We start from the raw sequence: 24,173 nt of genomic DNA on the forward strand, positions 1-24,173 counted from the left end.
TCGGCGGAACCAGGACCTCTCACCTGGCCCGCCTCGAACTCGCCGCCTGAACCGCGATCAAGACCGCCGCTTTGCGGATTTCCCAACGGAGTCCTTCAGGGCGGCGAGGATGTCAAAGGTCCACGCTGTCGCGCAGCTTCGTCGGCGTCAGGAACAGCGCGGCGATCACACCGATCACCGCGATGCCCGCCGAGATCAGGAAGATGGTGCCGGTCGCGTCACCGTAGGCGGCGCGCACCACCTCCTGGATCTGCGGCGGCATCGCGTCGATGTTCAGGGTGGCGCCGCCGGATGACGAGGCCGCAGGGTCGACGCCGAGCTTCGCCAGGCCATGGGTGATCTTCGTGGCGACCTGGTTGGCGAGCACCGCCCCCAGCACCGAGACACCGATCGTGCCGCCGAGCGAGCGGAAGAAGGTGATCGCACCGCTGGCCGCGCCGAGTTCGCCGAGCGGGACGGTGTTCTGGAGGACGAGAACCAGATTCTGCATCGACATGCCGACACCCGCGCCGACGGCGAGCATGCCGATCGAGACGAGGATCAGTGAGGTCTCGTGGTCGATGGTGGACAGCCCCAGGAAGCCCAGGGTGAGGACGACGATGCCGGTGATGATGTACGGCTTCACCTTGCCGGTCCTGGAGACCAGACGTCCGGCAACGGTGGAGGAGACCAGCACGCCGAACATCAGCGGGATGGTGAGGAGTCCGGCCTCGGTCGGTGAGTAGCCGCGGCCGATCTGGAAGTACTGACCGAGGAAGACCGCGCCGCCGAACATCGCCATGCCGACCGCGAGGCTCGCGACGATGGCGAGAGCGGGGTCGCGGCGGCGTACGACGTGGAGCGGGACGACCGGCTCGTCGACCCGGTTCTCGACCACGACGGCCGCGATCAGGATCAGGGCGCTGACGCCGACCATGACGAGGGTCTGCCAGGACAGCCAGTCGAAGTCGTTGCCTACGAAGGTGACCCAGAGCAGCAGCAGGCTGACGCCGCCGGCGATCAGCGAGGCACCCAGGTAGTCGACCTTCGTCTCCGGGCGGCGGACCTCGGCAAGGTGCAGGGTGCGGGTGAGCATCACGAGGGCGATCAGTGTGAACGGTACGGCGATGAAGAAGCACCAGCGCCAGCCGAGCCACGACGTGTCGGTGATGAAGCCGCCCAGCAGCGGTCCGCCGACGGTGGCGACGGCCATGACACCGCCGAGGTAACCGTTGTACCGGCCGCGTTCCTTGGGGCTGATCATCGCGGCGATGATGACCTGGACCAGCACCTGGAGAGCGCCCATGCCGAGACCCTGAACGGCGCGGAAGGCGATCAACTGCCCGGTGGACTGGGCGAATCCACAGGCGACCGACGCGATCACGAAGATGCCGATGGATATCTGGAGCAGCAGCTTCTTGCTGAACAGGTCGGCGAGCTTGCCCCAGATCGGAGTGGAGGCCGTGGAGGCCAGCAGGGACGCGGTGACGACCCAGGTGTACTGCGACTGGGTGCCGTTGAGCGAGCCGATGATCTTCGGCAGTGCCACCGAGACCACCGTGCTGCTGATCATCGCCACGAACAGCACGATCAGCAGCCCGCTCAGCGCACGCAGCACATGACGGTGATCCATCGGCGCGACTTCGGTCGGCGCAGCCGTTTGTGCGCTCACGCGCAACCTCCGGAAGGGTTCGATCAGGAGCAGGAAAGGCTTCACCATACATGCGCAATGAGCAATTTTGCCCATCGTGCAATTATTCCCGATGTGGAGATAATGAACCCATGGAGAGCTCTGTGGGACTGCGGGAACGCAAGAAGGAAGCCACCAGGCAGGCCGTGCACGAGGCGACCTTGCGGCTCACCGTCGAGCACGGCTTCGACCACGTCACGGTGGAGGCCGTCGCGGACGCGGCCGGGATCTCCCGCAGAACGTTCTCCAACTACTTCACGGGCAAGGAGGACGCCCTCCTGTACGGGGAGGAGCAGCAGATCAGGGATCTCGTACGCACCGTGCGCGAGAGGCCCGCCGAGGAGAGCGCGTGGGCGGCGCTGCGGGCGGCCATGACGCAGTTCGCCGAACGGGTTTCACCACCGGAGCGCGCGTGGGCCCTGCGCACCAGGCTGGCGATGCGGCACCCTTCACTGCTGGCCCGGCAACTCGCCAATCACGCAGCTCTGGAAAGGGACTTGGCCGAGGCCGTGGCGGTCCGCCAGGGCCCGTCGGAGAAGTCGGTCCGGCCCCTGGTCCTGGCGGCGGCGTTCCTGTCCTCGCTGCGGATCGCCATGCGCATGTGGATCGAGGAGGATCTGGCCCGGGAGCCCGCCGAGGTGATCGACGAGATTCTGGACGAGATGGCCTGCCGGTTCGACTGAGCCGGGCGGGGACGCGACATGGCGTTGGCCTGACCAGCGGCTATGGGGTGGCCGCCTGGACCGGGGTGTCGAGCGGTCTGCTGACCGTTTCCGATCTCACCGCTCTGGCACAGAAGGTGGGCGGCACTCGCAGCGTTGGCCCGGTGTGCCGGAGGGCTTACCGAAAGCAGGACGATTTCGTCACCACTACGAACGTTGCCTGGTGCTGCACTAGAAGCTGTCCAGCACGTTCGCGACAAGGTTCGTCACCCCGTATTTCACGTGGTGCCAGCGATTGCAGTACCGCTTCGGCCGCCACCAACTGCGTTGCTTGATCGGCCGTTTGCATTACTTGCACGGCTTCAGGCGCAGCTTGACGTCCAGTCCTCCCATACCGCGACTTTAGCGGCCCTCGGTAAAGAAACTCCGTGGATTCGCTGCCAGTTCACGCCCAGGGCGTCCAGCTTCAGGACGGCACCTACACCGTCACCAGCACATTCGCCAGACCCGCCGGACCGCACGGACTCCGGGCCGGAGACACGCTGCCTCCGGCCCGGAACCCCCGTCGTTGTCCAGCCTCGTTGATGTCAGTTGTGGATGTCACGGGTGTCAGCGACAGGCTGGACGAAGTCGGGCTACGGGGCCTCCCTCATGTTGGCACCGGTCAGCAACGGGTAGTTGGACCAGCAGTGTCGGCTGCTCGTGGAACGACTACGACCGGCGGCGCAGCGGGAAGATCACGTTCGGTCTCGGAGCGTTACATGGGGGGCAGACAGGTGGACTCGGACACGATCATTGCTACGGCCGCAACGACCATCGCGCTGGGTTCACTCTGGGTCAGCTATACGCAGACCAGGGCCACACGGTTACATAACCGCCAGACCGTGAGGCCCTTGCTTGTGATGCGACGCGTCAAGGAGCGCGAAGGGCATGAGGCCGGGCTTCTGGTCATCAACGCCGGACTTGGGCCAGCCGTCGTGACGAGCTCTGTGGTGCACTTGGACGGAGAATACGTCGGCCAATGGAACTATCACACGCAAGAACGTGTCCTAGCACCGCTGCCTGTGCGGCCCAAGGCTCACTCCCTGCGCCCGGGTGCTGCGGTCCTCGCTGGGCAGTCCACCTTCTTGTTGCATCTTGACGAGTTCGCTGAAAACCAACACGGCTGGTTCTGGGATCTCATCACCCGACGTCTGGTGATCGAGATTCAATACGAGTCGCTCTACGGTGGTGAGGACTTCAGGGCGACGCCTCCACTGTTCTGACCTGGTCGAGGCCGGGAGCCTTCTCCCCGTCGCCGCCATCACCAACACACGCTTGGAGCGGGACGGCTCCGGGCCAGCGGCAGTCAGCCTCCGGCCCGGTGTCACTTCGAGGCTTCGCCCCGTCCGAACTGCGCCTACAGCACCGGCAGCAGGTTCTTCAGCTCGAAGGCCGTGACCTCGCTGCGGTACTCCTCCCACTCCTGCTTCTTGTTGCGCAGGAAGAAGTCGAAGACGTGCTCGCCCAGCGTCTCGGCGACCAGTTCGCTCTTCTCCATCAGCGAGATCGCCTCGCCGAGGTTCTGCGGCAGGGGCTCGATGCCCATCGCGCGGCGCTCCGCGTCGGACAGCGCCCAGACGTCGTCGTCGGCGCCGGCCGGGAGTTCGTAGCCCTCCTCTATGCCCTTGAGGCCTGCGGCGAGCAGCACCGCGTACGTCAGGTACGGGTTGGCGCCGGAGTCGATGGAGCGGACCTCGACGCGGGCGGAGCCGGTCTTGCCGGGCTTGTACATCGGGACGCGGATGAGCGCGGAGCGGTTGTTGTGGCCCCAGCAGATGTACGAGGGTGCCTCGCCGCCGGCGCCCGCGGCACGGGAGGAGCCGCCCCAGATGCGCTTGTAGGAGTTGACCCACTGGTTCGTCACGGCGGAGATCTCCGCGGCGTGGGTGAGCAGACCGGCGATGAAGGAGCGGCCGACCTTGGACAGCTGGTACTCGGCGCCCGACTCGTAGAAGGCGTTGCGGTCGCCCTCGAAGAGGGAGAGGTGGGTGTGCATGCCGGAGCCGGGGTACTCGGAGAACGGCTTCGGCATGAACGTCGCCTGCACGCCCTGCTCCAGCGCGACCTGCTTCATCACCAGACGGAAGGTCATGATGTTGTCGGCAGTGGAGAGCGCGTCCGCGTACCGCAGGTCGATCTCCTGCTGGCCCGGGGCGCCCTCGTGGTGGCTGAACTCGACCGAGATGCCCATGGATTCGAGCATGGTGATCGCCTGGCGGCGGAAGTCCATGCCGACGTTCTGCGGGGTGTGGTCGAAGTAGCCGGAACTGTCGGCGGGGGTGGGGCGGCTGCCGTCGACCGGCTTGTCCTTCAGCAAGAAGAACTCGATCTCCGGGTGGGTGTAGAAGGTGAAGCCCAGGTCGGAGGTCTTGGCGAGGATGCGCTTGAGGACATAACGCGGGTCCGCGAAGGACGGCGAGCCGTCGGGCATCAGGATGTCGCAGAACATCCGGGCCGTGCCGGGAGCCTCCGCGCGCCACGGCAGGATCTGGAACGTACCCGGGTCCGGCTTGGCGATCATGTCGGACTCATACACCCGGGCGAAGCCCTCGATGGCCGAGCCGTCGAAGCCGATGCCCTCGTCGAACGCCTGCTCCAGCTCGGCGGGGGCCACGGCAACGGACTTGAGGTAGCCGAGGACATCGGTGAACCACAGCCGTACGAAGCGGATGTCGCGCTCCTCAAGCGTTCTGAGGACGAATTCCTGCTGCTTGTCCATAGCCACATCCTTGCAGTTCAGACGGTCTGTGCACCACCGCCCGGGGTAGGGGAGAAGCTCCAGTATCACGACCCGGGATTTCACCCAGATTACGCACACGACGTGAGCTGGAGCACCCGGCCACCCACTACGATCGGCGCCCATGGTGAGCACGGGGCGGAGCAGCCTCGCTACCGTCCGGCACGCACCGGTTCCACCGACCCGCTTATTGTCCCACCCCACCCCCTTCGCAGAAGGACCTGACGACATGAGCTTCGACCGCAGGACCCGCATGGAGCAGATGAGCACCACCGACCGCGCGCGGGAGCGCCGCAGCCGTGTCCTGGCCATAGGCCTGAGCGTCCTCGTCGTCACGGGCCTGGTCGGTTTCGGCTCGTACCTGGTGCTGGACAAGTCCGAGGCGGCGGAGAAGAAACAGGCCGTTCAGGCAAAGGACGCCAAGGTGTCCGCGGCGGGGCAGAAGAAGCTCGCCGCCGAGCCGATCGAAGGGCTGAGGACGTGGGAGAAGCTGACCCGCCACCACGTCACCGAGCCCGTGACGTACCCGATGAAGCCCCCGGTCGGCGGTGACCACAGCCCCGTGTGGATGAACTGCGACGGCGAGGTGTACAAAAGGTCGATCCCCGACATGAACGCCGTGCACTCGCTGGAGCACGGATCGGTGTGGGTGACGTACACGGGCAAGGCCTCGGACGCCGATGTGGCGAAGCTCGCCGAGCGGGTCGGCAGGACGCCGTACTCGCTGATGAGCCCGTACGAGGGCCAGGCCGGGACGATCATGCTGAGTGCCTGGGGCAATCAGGTGACGGTGGACAGCGCCGATGACCGGCGGGTCGACCAGTTCTTCGCCGAGTTCGTCCAGGGGCCGCAGACGCCCGAGCCCGGTGCGGCGTGCACGGGCGGAATGGGGGCCCAGTGACCGCGGCGAAACGCGACCGGCGCATCCAGTGGGTGGCGGGCTCCGCCGTCGTGCTCGCGCTGCTGTTCGCGGGGGTGGCGACGGTCGCCTCCGCCCGGGACGACGGTGCGGACCCAGCCGCCGCCCGCGCCCCACGCACACCCGCGGTGGACTCGGCGGACGCCGGTTTCGCCCGCGACATGGCAATCCACCATCAGCAGGCCGTCGAGATGTCCTTCATCGTGCGTGACCGTACGGAGAACGAGGAGGTACGCCGTCTCGCGTACGACATCGCCAATACGCAGGCCAACCAGCGGGGCATGATGCTCGGCTGGCTCGATCTGTGGGAGCTGCCGAAGGCCGCCGCCGGACAGGGGCCGATGGCCTGGATGGCGGCGGGGCACGAGGGACACACGAGGGACGGCATGGACGGGATGGCAAGTATGGGGGCGGGATACCGGGCCCATGACGGCTCCCTCATGCCCGGTATGACCACCAGGAGCGAGCTGAACCGGCTCCGCGGGGCGAGCGGCAGGAAGGCCGAAACCCTGTACCTCCAGCTGATGACCGACCACCACAGGGGCGGCATCGACATGGCCCGCGGCTGTGCGCGGCTGTGCGCGGTGAAGGTGGAGAAGCGGCTGGCCCAGGGAATGGTCGAGGCCCAGCAGTCCGAGCTGGACACGATGGCCCGGATGCTGGCGGCGCGAGGGGCCGGGCCCCGGTCCTGAATGATTCCCTCCGAGCCACATATGCACCCGAACAGGTGATAGCGGTCGCGTGCCCCGAACGGGCCCATGACAATGGGTTCGCTCGGGGTCGTACAGCATGCCCACCGGCACGCAGGAGGAATCCCTCATGACCACCGCCAAGGACATCATGCACACCGGGGCCACATGGATCCCCGCGCACGAGACACTCGACCGTGCCGCGCAGCTGATGCGTGACCACAAAGTGGGCGCGCTGCCCATCTCGGCCCACGGCGAACAGGACCGGATGATCGGCATCCTCACGGACCGCGACATCGTGATCGGCTGTGTGGCGAAGGGACACGATCCGTCGAAGATGACCGCGGGCGACCTCGCCCACGGCACCCCTCGCTGGATCGACTCGAAGGCGGGCGTGGAGATGGTTCTGGAGGAGATGCAGACCCATCGGATCCGCCGGCTTCCGGTCGTCGAGAACAAGAAGCTGATCGGCATGATCAGCGAGGCCGATCTGGCGCAGCACCTCTCCGACGAACAGATCGCCGGCTGGGTGGAGAAGGTCTACGCCCGCAGCTGACCATCTCGCGAACACACGGCTCAATGGCTCGGTACCGCTCGCGGGGTATCGGGCCGCTGAGCGTCCGCACCGCCGTGCCCTCCATTGCTGCGGTGATACGTTTCCGCGCGCGGTACGGACGGGGCAAGGGTAGGGTGCTCGACATGACCCTGAGTAGATGCACGACATACGGACAGTTATTGCTTTCCGTTGCGCTGCTCATCGGGATCGCCCACCTCCCCAGGGGAGTCGTGGCGCGGGTGTCGCAGGCCGCAGGGCCGGTTTCCCGGCCGGGCCGGGCCCATCTCGCATCGTTGTCGGTGCTGTGCATATAGGAGGGGTGCCTCCCCCTCCCCCAGCAGACCGAAATACCGACAACACCCCGAGGTACTTCCGCCATGCGCACTCCCCCCACCCGACGCGCCGCGCTCGGCGCCGCTGTCGCCACTGCCGGTACGGCAGTCCTGGCCGCCTGCTCCGGCGAATCCGACACGGGCCGCAGCGGCACGAAGGCCGGCGGCGCGAGCCATGGCGGTGCGAACCACGGGACCGCCCCCCAAGGGAAGCCCAGGGGCGAGTACGTCTCCCCCGACGGGGAGGAGGTCGCCGCGGCCGAGGCCAAGCGTGGCTCCGGCCCCGTACACAAGATCAACCTCACCGCCACCCCGTCCCGCCTCGATCTGGGCGGCGGGCTCGTCGTCAGCTCCTGGGCGTACGGAGCCCGGCTGCCCGGCAAGGAACTCCGGGTCGCGGTCGGCGACACCCTGGCGCTCACCCTCGCCAACCACCTTCCGGCGACGACCAGCCTGCACTGGCACGGGCTCAATGTGCGCAACAACATGGACGGCGTACCCGACCTGACCCAGCCGCCCATCAAGCAGGGCGCCGAATACGCGTACCGCTTCAAGGTGCCGCACCCGGGAACGTACTGGTTCCATCCGCACACGGGCGTCCAGCAGGACCGCGGTCTGTACGCGCCCCTGATCGTCGACGACCCCAAGGAGCCCCTCAAGTACGACAAGGAGTGGGTCGTCGTCCTCGACGACTGGGTCGACGGGGTGGACGGCTCCACACCGGACGGGGTGCTCTACGAGCTCAGCGGGGGCAGGGGCGGCATGGACCACGGCGGGTCGGGCCATGGCGGCAAGAGCGATTCGAGCCACGCCGGGCACGGGGGCTCCCCCAAGTCCGCCAAGGGCCGCTCAGGTCCCTCACGGATGACGAAGGACTCCTTCAGCGAACTCCTCGACAGCCACGGCGGCGACGTCGCCTACCCGTACTACCTGATCAACGGCCGCATCCCGAAAGCCCCCACCTCCTTCACGGCCAAGCCCGGCGACCGGATCCGGCTGCGCATCATCAACGCGGGCGGCGACACCGCTTTCCGTGTCGCGCTCGGCGGCCACCGCATGACGGTCACCCACACCGACGGCTACCCGGTCCGGCACACCACGACGGACGCCCTGCTGCTGGGCATGGGCGAGCGGTACGACGTGGTGGTCACCGCCGGGGACGGGGTGTTCCCGCTGACCGCGCTCGCCGAGGGCAAGAAGGCGTCGGCGCTGGCCCTGCTGCGTACCGGACAGGGCGCGGCGCCCACCGCCTCCGTACGGCCGAAGGAGCTGGACGGAGAGCTGGTGGAGGCGCACGACCTGTCGCCGGACGAATCCGTGGCGCTGTCCGTCCGCAAGGCCGACCGGACCCTGCGGTTCAGGATGACCGGCAACATGGGCGCGTACAACTGGGCCTTCGACCACAAGCCGTACGACCCCGGGCAGCGTCATCCGGTCCGGGCGGGCGAGCGGGTCCGGATGGAGTTCTACAACGTCACGGAGATGTGGCACCCCATTCATCTGCACGGACACTCGTTCGGGCTGGTGGGCCAGGCGGGGCCGAGCCGCAAGGCCTCCCATCGGGGCCAGGCGGCCTGGGCGCGCAAGGACACCGCGATCATCCGGCCGAACAGCTCGCTGGCCGTGGAGTTCGACGCGGACAACCCGGGTCTCTGGATGCTCCACTGCCACAACATCTACCACTCGGACGTGGGCATGATGACGATCCTCGGCTACCGCCACTGACCCGTTCCTGGCGGGCGGCTTTGCGGTTGCGCGGCCCGCCAGGACATCGCGTCAGTCAGACGATTACACTGGTGCGCGTGCCTCAACTACGCCTCGCACTGAACCAGATCGACTCGACCGTCGGTGATCTCTCCGGCAATGCCGAGGCGATCGTCCACTGGACCCGGCACTCCGCCGAACAGGGCGCCCATCTGGTGGCGTTCCCCGAGATGATGCTGACCGGCTACCCCGTCGAGGACCTGGCCCTGCGGTCGTCCTTCGTCGAGGCCTCGCGTCAGGCGCTGCGTGCGCTCGCCGCCCGTCTCGACGCGGAGGGCTTCGGGGAGCTGCCGGTCGTCGTCGGTTACCTCGACCGCTCCGAGACGGCCCAGCCGCGCTACGGGCAGCCCGCCGGCGCCCCGCAGAACGCCGCCGCGGTGCTGCACCGCGGGCAGGTCGCGCTGACCTTCGCCAAGCACCACCTCCCCAACTACGGCGTCTTCGATGAGTTCCGGTACTTCGTGCCGGGTGACTCGATGCCGGTCGTGCGGGTCCATGGCGTCGATGTGGCGCTCGCGATCTGCGAGGACCTCTGGCAGGACGGCGGCCGGGTGCCGGCCGCGCGGGCCGCCGGTGCCGGGCTGCTGCTGTCGATCAACGCCTCGCCGTACGAGCGGGACAAGGACGACACCCGGCTGGAACTGGTCCGCAAGCGGGCCCAGGAGGCCGGCTGCACCACCGCTTATCTGGCGATGATCGGCGGCCAGGACGAGCTGGTCTTCGACGGCGACTCGATCGTCGTCGACCGGAACGGCGAAGTGATCGCCCGCGCCCCGCAGTTCGCCGAGGGCAGCGTCGTCCTCGACCTGGACCTGCCGGCCGCCGCGGCCGAGGCGCCGTCCGGTGTCGTGAACGACGGGCTGCGGATCGACCGCCTGGTGCTCTCCGAGAAGCCCCTCCCCGAGTACGACGCGGAGCTGACCGGCGGTTACGCGGAGCGGCTCGAAGACGACGAGGAGCTGTATTCGGCGCTGGTCGTGGGCCTGCGTGCGTACGCCGCCAAGAACGGCTTCAGCAGTGTGCTGATCGGGCTCTCCGGCGGGATCGACTCGGCGCTGGTCGCGGCCATCGCCTGCGACGCGCTGGGCGCACAGAACGTGTACGGCATCTCGATGCCGTCGAAGTACTCCTCGGACCACTCCATGGGCGACGCGGCCGAGCTGGCCCGCCGTACCGGGCTGCACTTCCGCACCGTGCCGATCGAGCCGATGTTCGACGCGTACATGGGCTCGCTGGAGCTCATCGGCCTCGCCGAGGAGAACCTCCAGTCCCGGCTGCGCGGCACGATGCTGATGGCCGTCTCCAACCAGGAGGGCCAGATCGTCCTCGCGCCGGGCAACAAGTCCGAGCTGGCGGTCGGCTACTCGACGCTGTACGGCGACTCGGTCGGGGCGTACGGCCCGATCAAGGACGTCTACAAGACGTCAATCTTCCGCCTCGCGAAGTGGCGCAACCGGGCCGCCGAGGAGCGCGGGCAGACCCCGCCGATCCCGGAGGCGTCCATCACCAAGCCGCCCAGCGCCGAGCTGCGGCCGGGACAGGTCGACACGGACTCGCTGCCCGACTACGACGTACTGGACCGGATCCTGGAGCTGTACGTCGACCGGGACCAGGGCCTGGACGAGATCGTCGCGGCCGGGTTCGACGAGGCACTGGTGACGAAGACGCTGCGGATGGTGGACACGGCAGAGTACAAGCGGCGGCAGTACCCGCCGGGCACGAAGATCTCCCCGAAGGGCTTCGGCAAGGACCGGCGGCTGCCGATCACCAATCGGTGGCGCGAGTCGGGGTGAGACCCGACGGCTGACCGCCGGGCCGGGAGCCTCGCGGGCCGGCCCGGCTGGATCGCCATGGCCCCCTGGTCGTCTTCCTCGCCAGTACGGGCAGACCGAGCCTTCCCGCGCCCCGGCCGGTCCGGGCCCCTGGCCAGTGCCCCTCCCGGCAAGCTTTGCCCCGTCGTGCCGCCCAGCACGCACGCTACGGGGGCAAACACGGCCGGTCACGGCCTGGGGGCGGGTCCGTCACAGTGCGACGCGGGCGGCGATCGGAAGGTGGTCGCTGTCCGTGGCCGGGAGCGTCCACGACGACTTCGGCTCGACACCCTTCACCATGATCTGGTCGATCCGTGCCATCGGGAACGACGCCGGCCAGCTGAAGCCGAAGCCGTCGCCGGCCGCGCCCTGGGTGGACCTCATCTGGGAGGTGACCTCGTTGAGCGAGCGGTCGTTCATCGTGCCGTTGAGGTCACCGAGCAGGATCACCTTGCCGAGCCGTTCGTCGGCGATGGCCTCACCCAGGGCGTCCGCGCTGTCGTCGCGCTGGTTGGCGGTGAATCCGGCGTGCAGCTTGACCCGTACGGACGGCAGATGGGCCACGTAGACGGCGACCTCGCCCTTGGGTGTCGTCACCGTGGAACGCATCGCCCGGGTCCAGCCCATCTTGATGTCGACCGGCCGGGTGCTGCTCATCGGGTACTTGCTCCACAGGCCGACGGTCCCCTGTACCGAGTGGTACGGGAAGCGGTCGGCGAGCGCCGCCTCGTACGCCGCCACCCGGCCGCTCGGCAGCTCCTCCAGGGCGATGATGTCGGCGCCCGAGCCCGCGACCTGCCGGGCGGTGCCCGCGGGGTCGGGGTTGTCGGCGTTGACGTTGTGGGTGGCCACGGTGAGGTCGCCGCCACTGCCCGACTTGTCGAACATCAGCCCGCCGAAGAGATTGAGCCAGACCACGACCGGCAACAGCAGGGCGATCAGCGCGGTCGCCGAGCGGCGCACCAGGCCCAGGATCAGCAGCAGCGGGACGAACACGCCGATCCACGGCAGGAACGTCTCGGTGAGGCTGCCCAGGTTGCCGATGGCGTTCGGGATCTCGGCGTGCAGGACCATCACGAGGGTGAGGAGGACCGCGCAGACGGCGAGGACGATTCCGCGCCGCCAGATGCCCCTGTCGGGGGTCCATCTGTCGCGCAGGTCCCGGAAGCGGGATCCGGACCCGGGGCGCTGCGGCTCCGCACGGTCGTTCCCGGTGTCCGCTCCGTACGCCTGCACCATCGCGCTGTCCTCACTGCCTTGCCGTGCATGTCGCCGCGCCCTCGACCCTAGGCGATGGGCGGCATGTTTCCTGCCGTCCACGACGGCCGTACTGCCTCGAGGACGAAGGACGGGGTCCGACGGGTTCCTGCCAGGACGGGCCTGCGAGGACTTGTGACAGAACGATCACACACAGGCGGGTCCGGGCGGGCACGGGGGTCAGGCGTCGGCGGCGGGCCGGGGGGCGAGGCCCTCGGTCAGGACCTGGATGATGCTGGCGGCGAGATTCTCGGGCAGCGGTGCGTCGGGCCGGTGAATGGTGCGTACGAGCATGGGCCCCAGGAACAGGTCGTCCATCAGCTCCACGTCCAGGTCTCCGCGGAGCTCGCCCGCGTCGACCGCCCGCTGCACGGCGGCCAGCATGGCGGCGCGGCGGGGGGCTATGACGGTGCAGTGGTATTCGGACCACAGCTTGGGGTGGCTCTTCATCTGTGCGAAGACGTTGTGGAGCAGGACGGAGGAGCGCTGGGCGAGGCCGCGCCTGCGCAGTGACTCCAGCAGCAGCCGCAGGTCGTCCAGTCCGGCGGTGCCGGAGACGGTGGGTTCCGGGGGCTCGATGTCGCGCAGGACATCGACGAAGAGCTCCTCCTTGCCGCTCCATCGCCGGTAGATGGTCGCCTTGCCGACCCCGGCGGTCCGGGCTATCCGCTCGATGGACAGGCCGGCGAGGGGCTCACCGGCCTCCAGCAGTTCAACGACGGCGTCCAGGATCGCCCGCTCGGCCGCCGCGCTGCGCGGCCGGCCCCTTCGCGGTTCCGGATCCTCCGGAACCGGGCGGCCTTGGCCCTGTACCTGCGCCTCTGCCTGCACGTGAATCCACCTCTCGCCGCACCGTCCGCCATTCCGATTCTCGCCGACGCCGGCGGTGCCTCTGTGAGCCGCCCTCGGGTTCCGGGGGCCGCCCGGAACCCGAGGGCGGCTTTTTCAGCTCTCCGGGGCCGCCCACTTCCCGTGAACGGCCGCGGGATGCCACCATGTAACCGGTCCGGGGACGCCGTCAGGGCGCCTCGAGATGACGAAGGAGCCGTTGGCAATGTCGCTTCAGGCTGCGCAGAACAAGTCCGCCGCATCCCGCGCGGGTGCCCCCACCGACAGCAGCAAGGCGCTGTACGGAGGCAAGAGCACCCGCCGGATCTCCATCCATGACATCGCCGCCGCCACCGAGCGCGGCGAGAAGTGGCCCATGCTCACCGCCTACGACGCGATGACCGCGTCCGTCTTCGACGAGGCCGGTATCCCGGTCATGCTCGTCGGCGACTCCATGGGCAACTGCCACCTCGGTTACGAGACCACCGTGCCCGTCACGATGGACGAGATCGCCATCCTTTCCGCCGCTGTCGTACGGGGCACCAAGCGCGCTCTGATCGTCGCCGACCTGCCCTTCGGGGCGTACCAGGAAGGGCCCGTCCAGGCCCTGCGCAACGCAACCCGGCTGATCAAGGAGTCCGGTGTCGGTGCGGTCAAGCTGGAAGGCGGTGAGCGCAGCCACGAGCAGATCCGGCTGCTGGTCGACGCCGGTATCCCGGTCATGGCCCACATCGGTCTGACCCCGCAGTCCGTCAACGCGATGGGCTACCGGGTGCAGGGCCGTGGCGAGGAGGCCGCGCAGCAGCTGCTGCGCGACGCCAAGGCCGTGCAGGACGCGGGCGCGTTCGCCGTCGTCCTGGAGCTCGTACCGGCCGAGCTGGCTGCCGAGGTCACCCGCACCCTGCACATCCCGACCGTCGGCATCGGCGCCGGTCCCGACACGGATGCCCAGGTATTGGTCTACACCGACATGGTGGGGCTGACCGGCGGCAAGGTGCCGCGCTTCACCAAGCAGTACGCGAACCTGCGCAAGGTGCTCGGTGACGCGGCGAAGGAGTTCGCGGAGGAGGTCGCGCAAGGCAGCTTCCCGGCCGCTGAGCACACCTTCCACTAGGGCCTGATCAGCAGGAAAGCCCCTTGGGTCGATCCCGGAGAAAGGCCCTGGGCACGGGCCATCGCCCGCACAACCGACAGCCCGCCGACATCCCCCATCGGCGGGCTGTCGGCCTGCTGTCGGTGCACTGTCGGTGGCGCCTGGTCGAATGTTGGACATGACGCGAATCGACAAGAACCCCAGGAGCGGCCCGAACGCCGTCGAGGTCCGGGGGCTGGTCAAGCACTACGGCTCGACCAAGGCTCTGGACGGCGTGGACCTCGATGTCCGCGAGGGCACCGTGCTCGGCGTGCTCGGCCCCAACGGCGCCGGCAAGACCACGCTCGTACGCTGCCTGTCCACCCTGATCATCCCTGATGCCGGACACGCCACCGTGGCGGGCTACGACGTGGTGAAGCAGCCCCGGCAGCTGCGCCGCACCATCGGTCTGACCGGGCAGTACGCCTCGGTCGACGAGAAGCTCTCCGGCTGGGAGAACCTCTACATGATCGGGCGGCTGCTCGATCTGCCGCGCAGGACCGCCCGGTCCCGGGCCGACGAGCTCCTGGAGCGGTTCTCCCTCACCGAAGCGGCCAAGCGTGCCGCGATGGACTACTCCGGCGGCATGCGGCGCCGGCTCGACCTTGCCGCCTCGATGATCGGCAGCCCGGCCGTCCTCTATCTGGACGAGCCGACGACGGGGCTCGACCCCCGTACCCGTAACGAGGTCTGGGACGAGGTGCAGCGGATGGTCGCGGAGGGGGCGACCGTTCTACTCACCACCCAGTACATGGAAGAGGCCGAACAGCTCGCCAATGAGCTCACCGTCATCGACAAGGGCAAGATCATCGCCAGTGGCGGGGTGAACGAGCTCAAGGCGAAGGTCGGCGGCCGCACCCTGCAGATCCGGCCCTCGGACCCGGCGGAGCTGCCCGCGATGGCACAGGCGCTCAGGGAGGCCGGCCTCGACGGGGTCGCGGGGGCGCAGGCCGTTCCGGACGAGGGACTGCTGTACGTACCGATCCTCAGCGACGAGCAGTTGACGGCCGTCATCGGCCTCCTCGGCGCCCGGGGCTTCTCGCTGGCGCATGTCGCCACCGCGCTGCCCAGCCTGGACGAGGTCTTCCTGGCCATCACCGGCGAGAAGAGCTCTTCCGCCACCGACACGATCCCCGAGGAGGTCGCGGCATGAGCACGACGACTCTGAAGCCTGCCCCCGCCGATGCCACCGCCTCCGCCCGGCCGAGCGTGACCGACGGCGAGGGGCGGATCGGGCTGCGCGGCAACATGCGGCACATCGGGGCTCTGATGCGGCGCAATCTGCTCCAGATCAAGAAGGATCCGGAGTCGATGTTCGATGTGCTGCTGATGCCGATCGTCTTCACGCTGCTGTTCGTGTACGTATTCGGCGGTTCGGTCGGCGGCAGCATGGGCGGCGGCCGACAGGAGTATCTGAACTACCTGACCCCCGGCCTGATGGCGATGATGGGCATGAACATCGCCATGGCGGTCGGCACCGGTGTCAACGACGACTTCCGCAAGGGCGTCATGGACCGGTTCCGGACGATGCCGATCGCCCGCTCCTCGGTGCTCATCGCGAAGATCGTGGTCGAGCTCGGCCGGTTGATGGTCGCCACCGTGATCCTGCTGGGTATGGGCTTCGCGCTCGGTATGGAGCTGCAGACCTCGGTTCTCGGGCTGATCGAGGCGGTCGCGCTGTCGGCGGTGTTCAGTGCCTCCATCATGTGGATCTTCATCCTGCTCGGGCTGACCATGAAGACGGCCCAGGCGGTTCAGGGAATGGGGATGCTCGTGCTGATGCCGCTCCAGTTCGGGTCCTCGATCTTCGCCCCGACCCGGACGATGCCCGGCTGGCTCCAGACGTTCACCGATTACAACCCGCTCTCCAATCTGGCGGACGCGGCGCGCGGACTGATGATGGGCGGACCGGTCGCGCACTCGGTGTGGGTGACGCTCGGCTGGGCCGCGTTGATCACCGCGTTGATGGCTCCGCTCGCGGTCGCCAGGTTCCGCAAGAAGTCCTGACCAGCGGTCCGGCCGGGGTCGGTCAGTCCCGGTACGCGTCGACGAGGGCGGCGGCCTCCTCCAGGGAGAGGTCGCCACCCTCGGCGTACACGGCGTCGTAAACGACCCGGCCGAGGACGGCGACGGCGATTTCCTCCGCCTGGGCGTAGTCGCGCCGCTCCATCGCCGTCGGCACATGTCCCTTGGGCAGCAGCCCCTTGCCGGCCCCCAGCAGCCGGGCCGCGAGCGCGGCCCGGCGCTCCCCGCCGAGTCCGCCCAACGCCCGTGCGAGGGTGACGAGATGGATGACGGACATCTGGGGTGCCACCATCTGCGACAGCGGGCCCTGGGACCGTGTCAGCGCCTCCACGCCCCGGGTCAGGGCGTCGGTGTACAGCCCGTCCTGGTTGTCCAGCCAGGCCAGTGCACCCAGCACGAACCCTTCGAAGATCGCCACCGTTTCGGAATGGAACTCCTCGCGCAGCGCCTCCAGTTGCTCGCGCGCCTCGCCCGTACGGCCGCTACGGCCCAGCCACATGGCGAGATAGAGCCGGGCGGCGGGCATCGCCTCGTGGCCCGCCTGACGCCCTGCGGCGAGCACCTCCCGCAGGATCGCCTCGCCCTCGTCGCCGCGGCCCAGTTCGGTGAGCACGGACGCGTATCTGGCACGCAGGACCGACACCTGGGACTGGGCTTCGAGTCTCTCCGCGTAGCCGATGGCGGCCAGGAAGTCCTCGGCCGCGCGGGTGTACTCGCCCCGCTTCTCGTTGGCCTCGCCCCGGGAGGAGAGCGATTCGGCGGCGCCCCAGTCGTCGCCGAGCCGGGTGAAGATCTCCAGGCTCTCGTCGGCGTCCGCTTGGGCGTAGCCCGCCCACTCGGCCCGGTTGGCCCGCACATTGGCCCGCAGCTGGAGGGCTGCGGCCAGCTCCCACTCGTAGCCGAACTCCCGGCTGGCACGGACCGTTTCGTCCAGCAGCTCGTGCAGATCGCGCATTTCCCCGGTGAGCAGGACCGCGAAGAACCAGAGCGATGCCGGGGTGCGGCAGGTCTGTGGCTGGCCGGGCCGGTAGGTGCTCGCGATGACGCGCAGCCGGGCCATGCTCTTCTCATCGGTCCACTCGTCCCTGGCGTGGTCCATGCTGACCAGCTGGATCAGGGCGACCTGACGCCGGGCCTCCTGGAGCAGCTCGGGCCGCATGGGCGGCGGAGCCTCGGTGCAGCGCTCGTGGAGGGAGGGCGCGGGCTCGACGGGCGGGGCGAAGGGGTCGGGTCCCAGCGCGGCAGCCGCGTCGGCCCACTGCAGGGCGTCGGCGCGCAGATCGCGCATCTGCCAGTACCAGAACAGCGAGAGCACCAGGCACAGCACCTCCTGCTCGTCGCGGGCGGCGACGGCTCGGCGCAGGGCGGTGCGGAGATTCTCGTACTCGCGCTGGAGGAGATCGATGACGGACCGCTGTCCGGCACCTCGGAGCCCGGGCTCCGAAGCACGGGCCAGCTCCCGGAAGTACACCAGGTGGTGCCGCTCCACCGTGTCCCGCTCCCCGGCCCCGTCGAGCCGTTCGGCGGCGTACTCGCCGACGGTCTCCAGCAGCCGGTAGCGCATCTCGCCGTCGTCGGCGGGCGCTGCGACGACGAGGGACTTGTCGACGAGCGAGCCGAGCAGCCCGGCGACCTCACGCGCGTCCTGCGGCCCGTCCGCGCAGACGGCCTCGGCCGCGGCCAGGGTGCAGCCGCCCGCGAAGACCGACAGACGGCGCAGGACGGCGCGCTCGGAGGCGTCGAGGAGGTCCCAGGACCAGTCGACGACGGCGCGCAGGGTCTGCTGACGGGGCAATACGGTACGAGCCCCGCTGGTGAGCAGACGGAACCGGTCGTCGAGCCGGTCGGCGATCTGGCGCGGGGTGAGCATCCGCAGCCGGGCTGCGGCGAGTTCAATGGCGAGCGGCAGTCCGTCGAGGCGGCGGCAGATCTCGGCGGCGGCAGCCGCGGTCTCCTCGTCCGCGTCGATCCGGAAGCCGGGCTTCGCGGCGGCGCCACGGTCGGCGAGCAGCCGCAGCGCCATCGGGTCGGGCAGCGGGTCGACGGGGCGGACGAACTCGCCCGGTACCCCGAGGGGTTCACGGCTGGTGGCGAGCACGGTGACGCCCGGGCAGTGGGCGAGCAGATGGTCGGCGAGGGCGGCGGCAGCCCCGACGAGGTGCTCGCAGTTGTCCAGGAGCAGCAGCATGCGGCGCCGGGAGCAGTGCTCGGTGAGGCGTACGAGGGGGTCGTCCGCGTTCCTCTCGGCGACCCGGAGTTCCTCGGCGCCCGCTCCGCGCAGCACGGTCTCACGGGCGCCGAGCGCGGTCAGCACGGCCTCCGGTACGGCCTCGGGGTCGTCGACGGGGGCGAGTTCGGCCAGCCAGACGCCGTCCGGCCAGGCGGGTCCGACGGACTCGGCGGCCTCCTGGGAGAGCCGGGTCTTGCCCGCGCCACCGGGGCCCAGGAGGGTGACGAGCCGGGCGTGCGAGAGGTCCTCGCGCAGGGCGTCCATGTCGTCCTCGCGCCCGACGAAGCTGGTGAGCCTGGCCCGGAGGTTTCCCTGCGGGGCGGTGAGGGTTCGGGTACGGGAGGGCCGGTGCGGCTCGGCCGCCACTGCTGCCGCGACCGGTTGCGCCGAGTTCTGGCGGAGCAACTCGGTGTGCAGGGAGCGCAGTTCGGGTCCGGGGTCGGCGCCGAGGCGGTCGGCGAGTACGGTGCGCACCTCGTCGTACGCGGCCAGCGCCTGTGCCGTACGCCCGGCATCGCGCAGGGCCCGCAGCCGCAGTGCCTGGAGAGGTTCATCGATCGGGCGTTCGGCACAGAGCGCGGCCAGTTCGGGCAGGGTCTCGTCCGCGCGGCCGAGCGCGAGGGCCGCGACGATCCTGCTGCGGCGGGCGTCCAGGCACCGGGCCGCCCAACGGGCCGCGACGGCGCCGCGGTCGGGCAGATCGGCCAGGGCCGGTCCGCTCCACAGGGCGAGCGCGTCGTCGAGCACGGTCACGGCCCTCGCCGCTTCGCCCTCCTCCAGCGCCCGCGCCCCCTCCCCCGCGAGCCGCTCGAAGCGGTACAGGTCGACGGCGTCCGGCTCGGCGGCGAGCCGGTAGCCGCTCTCGGCGGAGGTGATCGCGGCATGGCCGAGGGCCCGCCGGAGCCGGCCGACGAGTGCCTGCAGGGCGCCCACCGCGTCCGCCGGCGGGTCGCCGTCCCACACCTCGTCGACGAGCACGGCGACCGGGACGGTGCGGCCGGGGCGCAGCGCGAGGACGGTGAGCAGGGCGCGCAGCCGCGCCCCGCCGATGGCGACGGCCGTGCCGTCGTCGCGGAGTGCCTGGGTGGTCCCGAGGATGCAGTAGCGCACGCGCCTATTCTCCGCGACCGGGTTCGGGAAGTGGACACACGTACAGCCGTACCCGTGTTCGCTGTGTGCCGGAATCGCTCGTCATGCTCCCACCCTTCACGCAACCACCGCCCCTACGCGGGACGTTTGTGACGTGTCGCCTGTACGGTCGCTCTCGCCGCCCGCCGTCCTGTCCCCCTTCCGGCCACCCACCAGGAGTTCGCCGATGACCACCGCAGCAGCCCGCAGCGACCGGCGGATCAGCCCGGTCTTCCTCGGGATCGTCGCCGTGATGGCGGTATCGGGCTGGGCGGTGTGGACGGACTTCGCGCAGCGGCCCGGGATCCCGCTCTTCCTCTTCGTGACGGCGGCCTGGGTGGTGTCGCTCTGTCTGCATGAGTACGCGCATGCCCGTACCGCGCTCCACAGCGGGGACATCTCCATCGGGTCGAAGGGCTATCTGACCCTGAATCCGCTGAAGTACACCCATGCGCTGCTGAGCATCGTGCTGCCGGTGCTGTTCGTGATCATGGGCGGCATCGGTCTGCCCGGTGGTGCGGTCTTCATCGAGCGGGGCCGGATCAGTGGGCGTTGGAAGCACAGCCTGATCTCGGCGGCCGGCCCGCTGACGAATGTGCTGTTCGCGTTCGTCTGCACGGCGCCGTTCTGGCTGCACGCGCTGGACGGCGTTCCGGTCGCCTTCCAGTACGCGCTGGGTTTCCTGGCGCTGCTCCAGGTCACAGCGGCGATCCTCAACTTCGTCCCGGTCCCGGGGATGGACGGTTACGGAGTGATCGAGCCCTGGCTCTCGTACCGGATCCGCAGGCAGGTCGAGCCGTTCGCCCCGTTCGGGCTGATCGCGGTCTTCGGCATCCTGTGGATCCCCGAGGTCAACCACGCGTTCTTCGACGCGATCCACGCCCTGCTGCGGGCACTGGGCATCAGCGAGTTCACGACGTACTGCGGTTTCGACGCCTATCGCTTCTGGCAAACGGCCGATCCGGTCTGCGCCGTCAACGGCTGACCGGTGGCGATCTGCGGTCTCAGCCTGCGGCGGACTCGGAGCGCTGCCGCCGCAGGTAGAACCACGCCATGTTGGACGAGAGTCCGGCCAGCAGCACCCAGACGATCCCGAGCCAGCTGCCCTGGACGAACGAGATCACAGCCGCGACGGCGGCCAGGACACAGACGGCGATGGCATAGAGAGCGAGGCGGGGCATGGGAGGCGACTCCTGTCCGGGGTGATGCACGGTCCCGTCCAGTGTCCCCCATGCCCCTTTCCGCTCGCCGCAGGGTGCGTGTCCGGCTCAGACGTCGGTGGTACGCAGACCTGCGTGCGCCTTGTAGCGGCGGTTGACCGAGATCAGGTTGGCGACCAGCGACTCGACCTGGTGGGCGTTGCGCAGCCGCCCGGCGAAGATGCCGCGCATGCCGGGAATCCGGCCCGCCAGCGCCTGTACGAGATCGGTGTCGGCGCGGGCCTCGCCCAGTACCAGCACATCGGTGTCGATCTCTTCGATGGCCTCGTCCTGAAGAAGCACCGCCGACAGGTGATGGAAGGCGGCGGTGACCCGGGACTCCGGCAGCAGGGCGGCGGCCTGCTCGGCGGCGCTGCCCTCCTCGGGCTTGAGGGCGTAGGCGCCCTTCTTGTCGAAGCCGAGCGGGTTGACACAGTCGATGACGAGCTTGCCCGCGAGCTCGTCACGCAGCGACTCCAGGGTCTTGGCGTGGCCGTCCCACGGCACCGCGACGATCACGACGTCGCTGCGCCGGGCGCACTCCGCGTTGTCCGCGCCCTCGACGCCATGGCCCAGCTCGTCGGCGGCGGTCTGTGCGCGGTCGGCGACACGGGAACCGATGATCACCTTCTGCCCGGCGCGCGCCAACCGGTAGGCGAGCCCGCGGCCCTGCGGTCCGGTGCCGCCGAGCACGCCGACGGTCAGCCCGGACACATCCGGGAGGTCCCAGGGGTCCTTGGCAGGGGGCTTGGGTGCACTGCCACTGTCATTCGTAGTCATGGCTCCGACACTACTGCCCGCGATGGAGAGGAACGCTCCGTCGTCGGCCACGGGATCCGGATCGCTCCGCAGGGCCCGTACGCATGGTTCCGCCGTCGTTCGCCGGTGGCGGGGCCGGTCTTGGGGCATGATGCCGGGCCATGGATGCCGTACGCGTCGCCCTGCTGCGTGAAGTGCTCGCCGGGACCGAGTGGCCCGTGGCGGCCCGGCGGTTCGCCGGGGCGCTCAGGTCGTCCGTCGTCCCGCACGGCGGCGGGCTGCTGCTGGTGGGGACGGCGGTGTACGAGCCGTGGCATCTGGCGGCCCATCTGGTCGACGAGTCCACCTGGTCCGGGTTGCCCGAGCTGACGCCCACTCTGGTACGCCACCGGGTGGAGCCGGGCGATCCGGCACATCTGGCCGTCGGTCTGAGCCGGATCGAGGTGGCGGGGCGGGGCGCGACGCTGCTCCTGGTGGCCCCGGAGCGGCCCGGCGCCGGACTGCTGGAGCGGGTGTACGACGCCCGCCGGGCCGGGGCGACGGTGCTCTCGCTGAACGACGGGGACCCGGAGGTGCGGGGGCTCGCCCACGAGACCCTCGCGGTGACCGGCACCGACGATGTCGACCTGGACACCGTGCAGCATCTGGTGAGCGCGGCGGCCGGGGAGAACAGCGCCCCCGCGCCGCGCGGCCGCCGCTTCCGGGACCGGCTGTCCCGGCTCGCCGACCAGCTGACGGCACCGCCGCCGGCCCGGTGGTGAGAGTCCGGGGTGCCGCGGCCGGGGGCGGCCGGCCACCGCGAAAATCTGTTGCAGAGGGCACCTACGACGCCGGACCATGAGCCCTCGTGACCTCAGTTCCCTCCCCGGCTGCCCGGCTCTCCGCTCTGCTGCCCGATCTCTCGCCCCTGCGCTCCTCGGCCGACTTCCGGCTGCTGTGGATCCAGGGCCTGGTGACCTACTTCGGCAGCTTCATGGCGCTGATCGCACTGCCGCTCCAGATCAAGGAGCTGACGGGTTCGCCGCTGGCCGTCGGTGCGATGGGGGCGGTCGAGCTGGTGCCGCTGGTCGTCTTCGGTCTGTACGGCGGGGCGCTCGCGGACTCCGCGGATCGCCGCAAGGTGATCCTGGGCACCGAGGCGGGGCTGGGGCTGCTCGCCCTCGTACTCCTGGTGAACGCCGCGCTGCCCGACCCGATGCTCTGGCCGCTCTATCTGGTCGCGGGCGGGGTCTCCGCGCTCGCCGGGCTCCAGCGGCCCGCGCTGGATTCGCTGATGGCCCGGATCGTGCCGCACGACCAGCTGACCGCGGCGGCCGCACTGAACTCGCTGCGCTGGCAGTTCGGCGCGATCACCGGCCCGGCAGTGGCAGGACTGGTGGTGGCGTACGCCGGGCACGCCACGGCATACACGGTCACGGTGGTCACGTTCACCGTCTCCGCGCTTCTGTGTCTGCGACTGGCGCCCGCGCCGCCCGCCCCGGACAGCCGGAAGCCGTCGCTGCGCGGCATTGCCGAGGGGGCGAGGTATGCCTGGAGCCGCCCGGTGCTGCTGGGGACGTACGCGGTCGATCTGGCGGCGATGTTCTTCGCCTTCCCGAACACGATCTTCCCGTTCCTCGCGGACGAGCTGGATGCCGAGTGGTCGCTGGGCCTGATGTACGCGGCGGGGTCGGTCGGCTCGCTGGTCCTGGGCCTGACCAGTGGCTGGACGTCACGGGTGAGGCGGCACGGGCTGTTCGTCGTGTTCGGAGCGGCGGTCTGGGGGCTGGCGATCGCGGCGGCCGGGTGGTTCGGCAATGTGTGGCTGGTGCTGGTCTGCCTGGCGGTGGCCGGCGCGGGGGACATGCTCAGCGGTCTGGGCCGCTCCACGATCTGGAACCAGACCATCCCGGAGGAGCTGCGGGGCCGGCTGGCGGGCATCGAGGTGCTCTCGTACAGCGTCGGCCCGCAGCTCGGCCAGGTGCGGGCCGGTGCGATGGCGGGCTGGACGGGGACCCGCTCCGCGATCTGGAGCGGGGGTGTGGCGTGCGTGGCCTCGGTCGCGCTGCTCACCGCAGCACTGCCGAAGCTGCTGACGTACGACTCCGAGACGGACGAGGACGCGGTACGCAGGCGCGCGGCCAGAGAGTCCAGCCCCGCCGGCGTTTGACGAGCGGCGTCCGGGGGCGCGGCCCCCGGACGGAGCCCCCGGTCACGCCTCCGGGTCGGGCGGCGTTCCGCGGTCGTGCCACTTGGGATCCGTCTCCCATTCGAGATTCCGCTCCTGCGCCGTCTGCATCGCATGCTCCGCCTCCTCGCGGGAGGCATACGGCCCGAAACGGTCCTTGGCCGGGCACTCGGGGCCCTCCTCGACCTTCTGATGCTGCAGGCAGTAGTACCACTCGCCCGGCTTGCCGACCGTGCGCTTCTTGAACAGGGCCATCATCGGCTCCTT

Annotated in this window: 21 protein-coding genes; 13 read left to right on the forward strand and 8 right to left on the reverse strand. The window is 69.6% G+C overall.

The genetic code is table 11. The features are described from left to right. Positions 1–112: 112 nt before the first annotated feature. Positions 113–1,612: an MDR family MFS transporter gene (locus ABTZ94_RS19665; RefSeq protein ID WP_351202354.1), complete on the reverse strand. Its 1,500-nt coding sequence runs from the start codon at positions 1,610–1,612 to the stop codon at positions 113–115. 149 nt (positions 1,613–1,761) lie between these two features. Here ABTZ94_RS19665 and ABTZ94_RS19670 point away from each other — a divergent pair, with 149 nt between their 5' ends. Both ABTZ94_RS19670 and ABTZ94_RS19675 read left to right on the forward strand, forming a co-directional pair. Beyond that, complete coding sequence (locus ABTZ94_RS19670) at positions 1,762–2,352, forward strand: acyl-CoA-like ligand-binding transcription factor (RefSeq protein WP_351202330.1); 591 nt, start codon at positions 1,762–1,764, stop codon at positions 2,350–2,352. A gap of 755 nt (positions 2,353–3,107) precedes the next feature. Next, the gene (locus ABTZ94_RS19675; RefSeq protein ID WP_351202331.1) at positions 3,108–3,596 is read left to right on the forward strand and encodes a hypothetical protein; all 489 of its coding nucleotides are present in this window, start codon (positions 3,108–3,110) and stop codon (positions 3,594–3,596) included. A 134-nt stretch (positions 3,597–3,730) separates the two neighbouring features. Here ABTZ94_RS19675 and glnA2 read toward each other — a convergent pair whose 3' ends face one another. Continuing rightward, entirely contained in the window at positions 3,731–5,092 is a 1,362-nt protein-coding gene (glnA2, locus tag ABTZ94_RS19680; RefSeq protein ID WP_073735717.1) for a gamma-glutamylpolyamine synthetase GlnA2, read from the reverse strand. Between the two features lie 247 nt (positions 5,093–5,339). On the opposite strand from glnA2, the gene ABTZ94_RS19685 reads away from it, so the two are divergent. The 5 genes from ABTZ94_RS19685 (at position 5,340) to ABTZ94_RS19705 (ending at position 11,163) form a co-directional block, all read left to right on the forward strand. Further along, positions 5,340–6,011 (forward strand): thioredoxin-like domain-containing protein, encoded by a 672-nt coding sequence (locus tag ABTZ94_RS19685; protein ID WP_351202332.1) that lies wholly within the window; start codon positions 5,340–5,342, stop codon positions 6,009–6,011. Beyond that, the gene (locus ABTZ94_RS19690) at positions 6,008–6,721 is read left to right on the forward strand and encodes a DUF305 domain-containing protein (RefSeq protein ID WP_351202333.1); all 714 of its coding nucleotides are present in this window, start codon (positions 6,008–6,010) and stop codon (positions 6,719–6,721) included. The genes ABTZ94_RS19685 and ABTZ94_RS19690 overlap by 4 nt, the downstream gene beginning before the upstream one ends. Before the next feature lie 127 nt (positions 6,722–6,848). Beyond that, a complete protein-coding gene (locus ABTZ94_RS19695) occupies positions 6,849–7,274 on the forward strand; it encodes a CBS domain-containing protein (RefSeq protein WP_351202334.1) in 426 nt (141 codons plus the stop codon). A gap of 377 nt (positions 7,275–7,651) precedes the next feature. Further along, positions 7,652–9,331 (forward strand): multicopper oxidase family protein, encoded by a 1,680-nt coding sequence (locus tag ABTZ94_RS19700; protein WP_351202335.1) that lies wholly within the window; start codon positions 7,652–7,654, stop codon positions 9,329–9,331. 77 nt (positions 9,332–9,408) lie between these two features. Further along, on the forward strand, positions 9,409–11,163 hold the full coding sequence (locus ABTZ94_RS19705; protein ID WP_351202336.1) for an NAD+ synthase: 1,755 nt from the start codon (positions 9,409–9,411) through the stop codon (positions 11,161–11,163). Between the two features lie 228 nt (positions 11,164–11,391). Here ABTZ94_RS19705 and ABTZ94_RS19710 read toward each other — a convergent pair whose 3' ends face one another. Together ABTZ94_RS19710 and ABTZ94_RS19715 are read right to left on the reverse strand one after the other, a co-directional pair. Then, entirely contained in the window at positions 11,392–12,420 is a 1,029-nt protein-coding gene (locus ABTZ94_RS19710; RefSeq protein ID WP_351202337.1) for an endonuclease/exonuclease/phosphatase family protein, read from the reverse strand. 198 nt (positions 12,421–12,618) lie between these two features. Beyond that, positions 12,619–13,275, reverse strand: coding sequence for a TetR/AcrR family transcriptional regulator (locus ABTZ94_RS19715; RefSeq protein ID WP_502967271.1), 657 nt, complete (start codon positions 13,273–13,275; stop codon positions 12,619–12,621). A gap of 217 nt (positions 13,276–13,492) precedes the next feature. Between ABTZ94_RS19715 and panB the strand changes: the two genes are divergently transcribed. The 3 genes from panB (at position 13,493) to ABTZ94_RS19730 (ending at position 16,405) form a co-directional block, all read left to right on the forward strand. Then, positions 13,493–14,380, forward strand: a complete 888-nt coding sequence (gene panB, locus ABTZ94_RS19720) for a 3-methyl-2-oxobutanoate hydroxymethyltransferase (RefSeq protein WP_351202339.1) — start codon at positions 13,493–13,495, stop codon at positions 14,378–14,380. Between the two features lie 148 nt (positions 14,381–14,528). Beyond that, entirely contained in the window at positions 14,529–15,551 is a 1,023-nt protein-coding gene (locus tag ABTZ94_RS19725) for an ATP-binding cassette domain-containing protein (RefSeq protein WP_351202340.1), read from the forward strand. Beyond that, positions 15,548–16,405, forward strand: a complete 858-nt coding sequence (locus tag ABTZ94_RS19730) for an ABC transporter permease (protein WP_351202341.1) — start codon at positions 15,548–15,550, stop codon at positions 16,403–16,405. Before ABTZ94_RS19725 ends, ABTZ94_RS19730 begins: the two co-directional genes overlap by 4 nt. A gap of 22 nt (positions 16,406–16,427) precedes the next feature. Here the strand turns inward: ABTZ94_RS19730 and ABTZ94_RS19735 are convergent, their stop codons facing one another. Then, positions 16,428–19,763: an ATP-binding protein gene (locus tag ABTZ94_RS19735; RefSeq protein ID WP_351202342.1), complete on the reverse strand. Its 3,336-nt coding sequence runs from the start codon at positions 19,761–19,763 to the stop codon at positions 16,428–16,430. Positions 19,764–19,968: 205 nt separating this feature from the next. Here ABTZ94_RS19735 and ABTZ94_RS19740 point away from each other — a divergent pair, with 205 nt between their 5' ends. After that, positions 19,969–20,766, forward strand: coding sequence for a site-2 protease family protein (locus ABTZ94_RS19740; RefSeq protein WP_351202343.1), 798 nt, complete (start codon positions 19,969–19,971; stop codon positions 20,764–20,766). A 19-nt stretch (positions 20,767–20,785) separates the two neighbouring features. Here the strand turns inward: ABTZ94_RS19740 and ABTZ94_RS19745 are convergent, their stop codons facing one another. Together ABTZ94_RS19745 and npdG are read right to left on the reverse strand one after the other, a co-directional pair. Continuing rightward, positions 20,786–20,962 (reverse strand): hypothetical protein, encoded by a 177-nt coding sequence (locus ABTZ94_RS19745; RefSeq protein WP_351202344.1) that lies wholly within the window; start codon positions 20,960–20,962, stop codon positions 20,786–20,788. An 87-nt stretch (positions 20,963–21,049) separates the two neighbouring features. Further along, a complete protein-coding gene (gene npdG, locus ABTZ94_RS19750; protein ID WP_351202345.1) occupies positions 21,050–21,760 on the reverse strand; it encodes an NADPH-dependent F420 reductase in 711 nt (236 codons plus the stop codon). A 140-nt stretch (positions 21,761–21,900) separates the two neighbouring features. Between npdG and ABTZ94_RS19755 the strand changes: the two genes are divergently transcribed. After that, a complete protein-coding gene (locus tag ABTZ94_RS19755) occupies positions 21,901–22,500 on the forward strand; it encodes a hypothetical protein (RefSeq protein WP_351202346.1) in 600 nt (199 codons plus the stop codon). Positions 22,501–22,586: 86 nt separating this feature from the next. Continuing rightward, a complete protein-coding gene (locus ABTZ94_RS19760) occupies positions 22,587–23,888 on the forward strand; it encodes an MFS transporter (RefSeq protein WP_351202347.1) in 1,302 nt (433 codons plus the stop codon). 42 nt (positions 23,889–23,930) lie between these two features. Here the strand turns inward: ABTZ94_RS19760 and ABTZ94_RS19765 are convergent, their stop codons facing one another. Continuing rightward, positions 23,931–24,161, reverse strand: a complete 231-nt coding sequence (locus ABTZ94_RS19765; protein WP_351202355.1) for a hypothetical protein — start codon at positions 24,159–24,161, stop codon at positions 23,931–23,933. Positions 24,162–24,173 lie beyond the last annotated feature (12 nt).

This window comes from Streptomyces sp. NPDC002785 (assembly GCF_040295565.1).
Lineage (GTDB): Bacteria > Actinomycetota > Actinomycetes > Streptomycetales > Streptomycetaceae > Streptomyces.

Excerpts from the sequence above, each read along its gene's own strand:
- ABTZ94_RS19755 (WP_351202346.1), top strand. The coding sequence starts at position 21,901 with ATGGATGCCGTACGCGTCGCCCTGCTGCGTGAAGTGCTCGCCGGGACC.
- npdG (WP_351202345.1), bottom strand. The coding sequence starts at position 21,760 with ATGACTACGAATGACAGTGGCAGTGCACCCAAGCCCCCTGCCAAGGAC.
- ABTZ94_RS19725 (WP_351202340.1), top strand. The coding sequence starts at position 14,529 with ATGTTGGACATGACGCGAATCGACAAGAACCCCAGGAGCGGCCCGAAC.
- ABTZ94_RS19700 (WP_351202335.1), top strand. The coding sequence starts at position 7,652 with ATGCGCACTCCCCCCACCCGACGCGCCGCGCTCGGCGCCGCTGTCGCC.
- ABTZ94_RS19695 (WP_351202334.1), top strand. The coding sequence starts at position 6,849 with ATGACCACCGCCAAGGACATCATGCACACCGGGGCCACATGGATCCCC.
- ABTZ94_RS19710 (WP_351202337.1), bottom strand. The coding sequence starts at position 12,420 with ATGGTGCAGGCGTACGGAGCGGACACCGGGAACGACCGTGCGGAGCCG.
- ABTZ94_RS19765 (WP_351202355.1), bottom strand. The coding sequence starts at position 24,161 with ATGGCCCTGTTCAAGAAGCGCACGGTCGGCAAGCCGGGCGAGTGGTAC.
- ABTZ94_RS19670 (WP_351202330.1), top strand. The coding sequence starts at position 1,762 with ATGGAGAGCTCTGTGGGACTGCGGGAACGCAAGAAGGAAGCCACCAGG.
- ABTZ94_RS19740 (WP_351202343.1), top strand. The coding sequence starts at position 19,969 with ATGACCACCGCAGCAGCCCGCAGCGACCGGCGGATCAGCCCGGTCTTC.
- panB (WP_351202339.1), top strand. The coding sequence starts at position 13,493 with ATGTCGCTTCAGGCTGCGCAGAACAAGTCCGCCGCATCCCGCGCGGGT.
- ABTZ94_RS19665 (WP_351202354.1), bottom strand. The coding sequence starts at position 1,612 with ATGGATCACCGTCATGTGCTGCGTGCGCTGAGCGGGCTGCTGATCGTG.
- ABTZ94_RS19685 (WP_351202332.1), top strand. The coding sequence starts at position 5,340 with ATGAGCTTCGACCGCAGGACCCGCATGGAGCAGATGAGCACCACCGAC.
- ABTZ94_RS19730 (WP_351202341.1), top strand. The coding sequence starts at position 15,548 with ATGAGCACGACGACTCTGAAGCCTGCCCCCGCCGATGCCACCGCCTCC.
- glnA2 (WP_073735717.1), bottom strand. The coding sequence starts at position 5,092 with ATGGACAAGCAGCAGGAATTCGTCCTCAGAACGCTTGAGGAGCGCGAC.
- ABTZ94_RS19745 (WP_351202344.1), bottom strand. The coding sequence starts at position 20,962 with ATGCCCCGCCTCGCTCTCTATGCCATCGCCGTCTGTGTCCTGGCCGCC.